Source organism: Pyxidicoccus fallax, assembly GCF_012933655.1.
GTDB classification, from domain to species: domain Bacteria; phylum Myxococcota; class Myxococcia; order Myxococcales; family Myxococcaceae; genus Myxococcus; species Myxococcus fallax.
In genome coordinates, this window is record NZ_JABBJJ010000623.1 from 1 (window position 1) to 3,144 (window position 3,144).

General features: G+C 72.0%; 2 protein-coding genes and 1 pseudogene. 2 read left to right on the plus strand and 1 reads right to left on the minus strand.

Translation table 11 applies throughout. From position 1 onward, the window contains the following. Window positions 1-1,540 (minus strand): sensor histidine kinase (locus HG543_RS56105; protein ID WP_246357935.1); only part of this gene is annotated, 1,540 nt, incomplete at its 3' end. Between the two features lie 384 nt (window positions 1,541-1,924). Between HG543_RS56105 and HG543_RS52735 the strand changes: the two genes are divergently transcribed. Next, window positions 1,925-2,425: a hypothetical protein gene (locus HG543_RS52735; RefSeq protein ID WP_169352535.1), complete on the plus strand. Its 501-nt coding sequence runs from the start codon at window positions 1,925-1,927 to the stop codon at window positions 2,423-2,425. A 513-nt stretch (window positions 2,426-2,938) separates the two neighbouring features. Then, window positions 2,939-3,144 (plus strand): annotated as a pseudogene (locus tag HG543_RS54820) (right-handed parallel beta-helix repeat-containing protein); the annotation flags it as partial.

A 3,144-nucleotide genomic window follows, 5' to 3' on the forward strand; every position in this document is an offset into this window, starting at 1 on the left:
GCCCCGTCCCCTTCCCCACCGGCCGCGTGGTGAAGAACGGGTTGAAGATGCGGCCGAGGTTCTCCGGCGGAATGCCGCACCCGGTATCACTCACCTCCACCACCACCCCGCCGGCGTCCTCCGCTCGCGCGTTCACGCGGATGACGTTGCGCTCCACCTGCCCCGGCTCAATCGCATGCGCCGCGTTGAGCAACAGGTTGAGCAACACCTGACACAGCCGCGCGCCATTGCCATACACGGGCGGCGCCGCGTCCACCTCCAGCTCGAGCCGGGCCCGCGGGCGGATGAGGTGCATGGCCATCTTCTCCGCGCTGCGCACCACCGCGCCCAGGTCCACCGGCCCGGACTCCATGCTGTCCGGACGCGCCAGGTTGCCCAGCTCGCCCACGATGACGCGCACCCGCTCGGCGCCCTCCCGGGCCTCGGCCAGCGCCGTCACCAGCTCCGAGCGCGGCGCCCCCGAGGCCCCGAGCGGCCGCAGCAGCTCCTCACGCACGAACTCCAGGTTGCTGATGATGAAGGCCAGCGGGTTGTTGATTTCATGCCCCACGCCCGCGGCGAGCTGCCCCACCGACGCCAGCCGGTCCGCGAACAGCAGCTGCGCCTGGGTGGCCTGGAGCTGCCGCAAGCTCTCCGACAGCCGCGTGTTGGCCAGCTCCAGCTCCGCCGTGCGCTCGCGCACCGTGGACTCCAGCAGCGCGTTGTAGCGGCGCGTCTCGCGCTCGGAGGCCTCCGCCTCCGCGCGCGCCAGCCGCTGCTTCTCCGCCACGGTGTCGCGCAGCTCGCGCGCCATGCGGTTGAAGGCTCGCGCCATGGCGCCGGTCTCGTCCTTGCGGTCCTCCGGCAACAAATGGCCGAAGTCCCCCTTCCCCACGCGCTCCGCGCCGGCCAGGAAGTCCGTCAGCGAGCGCCGCAGGGGCAGGAGCATCGACACGGCCAGCCCGCCGATGAGCAGCAGCGACACCACGGGCACGCCCACGCCCACGGCCTCCACCACCCGGAAGGCGCGGAGGCTGTCGTTCAGGAGTTCTTCCTTCTCGGCATGCTCGCGCCGCAGGGCCACCTCGATGACGGGCTCGACGTTCTCGGTGAGCGTGTGTCGCGCGACACGGAGCAGCCGCGTCTCCTCGCTTGGGACCACCGCCCGCGCGAGGGCCGCCGTCTCCTCCAGCCAGCGGATGTACTGGGTCTCTACCCGCTCCAGGTTCCCTGTCTCGGCCTCTGGAGACTCTCCGCCCTGCTCATGTTCGAGCGCCGCCAGCGCGTGGAGCTGCCGGAAGGTGGCCCGGGCGCGCGTCAGCGCCTCGTCGCGAATGGGGGCCGCGTCACGCTGGGTCTCGACGGCATCGAGCAGCGAGTGGATGTAGAGGGCGGCATCGGTGCGGAGGTTCCTCAGGAGCGCCTCCTGTTCCTCCGCGGCGATGCCGCGACTCTGCGTGCGCCGGGCCGTGAGCGAGCCGGTGACGAGCATCGCGCCCATCAACAACACGAGCGCTACCGCGGCCACGGTGAACAGCAGCACCTTTGCTCGGATCGTCATCCCTCGGCCGCCACCATCGGCCGGCGGGTTCCCAGCCCCACCCAGGCCCCGCACTCAGCGGTAACAGACCATGGCTGGCCGCATCGCAACAACAGGCCGGACCCATCGGGTGAAACATGACTCGATACATTTTCGAACCCCCCGAATACAGGCCCGGAGGCGAAGACCTCGATACAGCGACACTGGAGTCACGCCCCCGCAAACCAGCAAACCCCGTAGGGCCATCGGGACCCGGGCCCGTGGGAATGTTCTTGCGCGGTGACACGAAGGGTGGAAGCCCCGCGAGTCCTCGCCTGCCCTGCCCCGGAGTTGGAGGGGAGCACCAGGCCCGAGGTTGCGAACCGGACGCGCGAGACGAAGCGTGTGGCGGAAGGAGTCCGCGCGATGCCCGAGCCCACGGCCGTGAAGCCCCCGAGACGACACCGTCACCGCGGCCCCGTGGGCGCCCTCGTGGTGGCCGCGGCCTTTCTCGGCGCATGCGCCGCGAGCAGGAGCGAGACGCGGGACGAGAGCGCCGAGCGCATCGACGCCATCGTCCGTCCCGGACAGGCGCCGGAGCCCATTCCCGAGGGCATCACGCTCGGCCCGGATGCGCCGCCGCTGTCCGGCTCCCAGGGCGATGAACCGCTCGCGCTCCTGGAGGACCTGGAGGACCTGGAGGTCCCCACCGCGCCCGCGCCCGAGGCGTGGATGTTCGAGGACGAGGTGCATCCGCTGGTACCCTTCGCGTGGGGCGCCCCCGTGACGCCGACGCCGTGCACGGCCCCGCCGCATGGGGCCATCCTCCCCGCGCCCGTTCCGCTCACGTGCCTGCTGAACCCCGGGGCCATCGAGTACCGCATCCAGCCGCGTCCCGGCGGCAGCATCCCCGGCCTGCTGCCCTGAATTCCGAGCGGAGCCGGACCGCGGCGGCATCCCCGGCCTGCGGCCCTGAGTTCCGAGCGGAGCCGGACCGCAGCGGCATCCCCGGCCTGCTGCCCTGAATTCCGCAGCCAGCCAAGAGCGAGCAGCCCTGGCCTGTGTCGCCCTGACACCGAGCCCGGTTCTCGGCGGCAACACCCAGGCCTGATCCTGCGACGGTGACATCCGGGCCGCCTCCCCATGTGGGTGAGGCCGCGGCGTGGGCGCATCCGCCGCTTCCGCCGGGAGTCCTCCGCCTGCTCCACGAGCAGGGAGACGCGGCCCGCTTTCCACGCACACCCATGGCCGTGATAGCGAAGGGCCCGCGGGCGTCGCGCGGTGAATCGCGCGCCTCCAGCTCCGTCCGTGCGCCCATCCGGACACGCGGGAGCGCCCGGCCGCCTGCTCCACGAGGTTTCGGACACGGGAGGCGGCCAGAATAGGGCTCGGCTCCCCGGACGTTCTCGGCTCGCTCAACCCCCCTCAGGAGCCGACCGCATGTCCACGCTGCGCAGCCTGTGCCTCCTCGGACTCATGTCCGCGGGTGGCCTCGCCTGTAACGGGAGCGCCCAGGAGTCCGCTCCGGCCACCGGTGCCATCGACCTCCCCCGCCGTCCCGAAGCACCTCCCTCCGTTCCTCCGGAAGAGCCGGCTCCGACTCCGACACCGACGCCCGAGCCTCCCATCGCGGAGCAGCCCGCGCC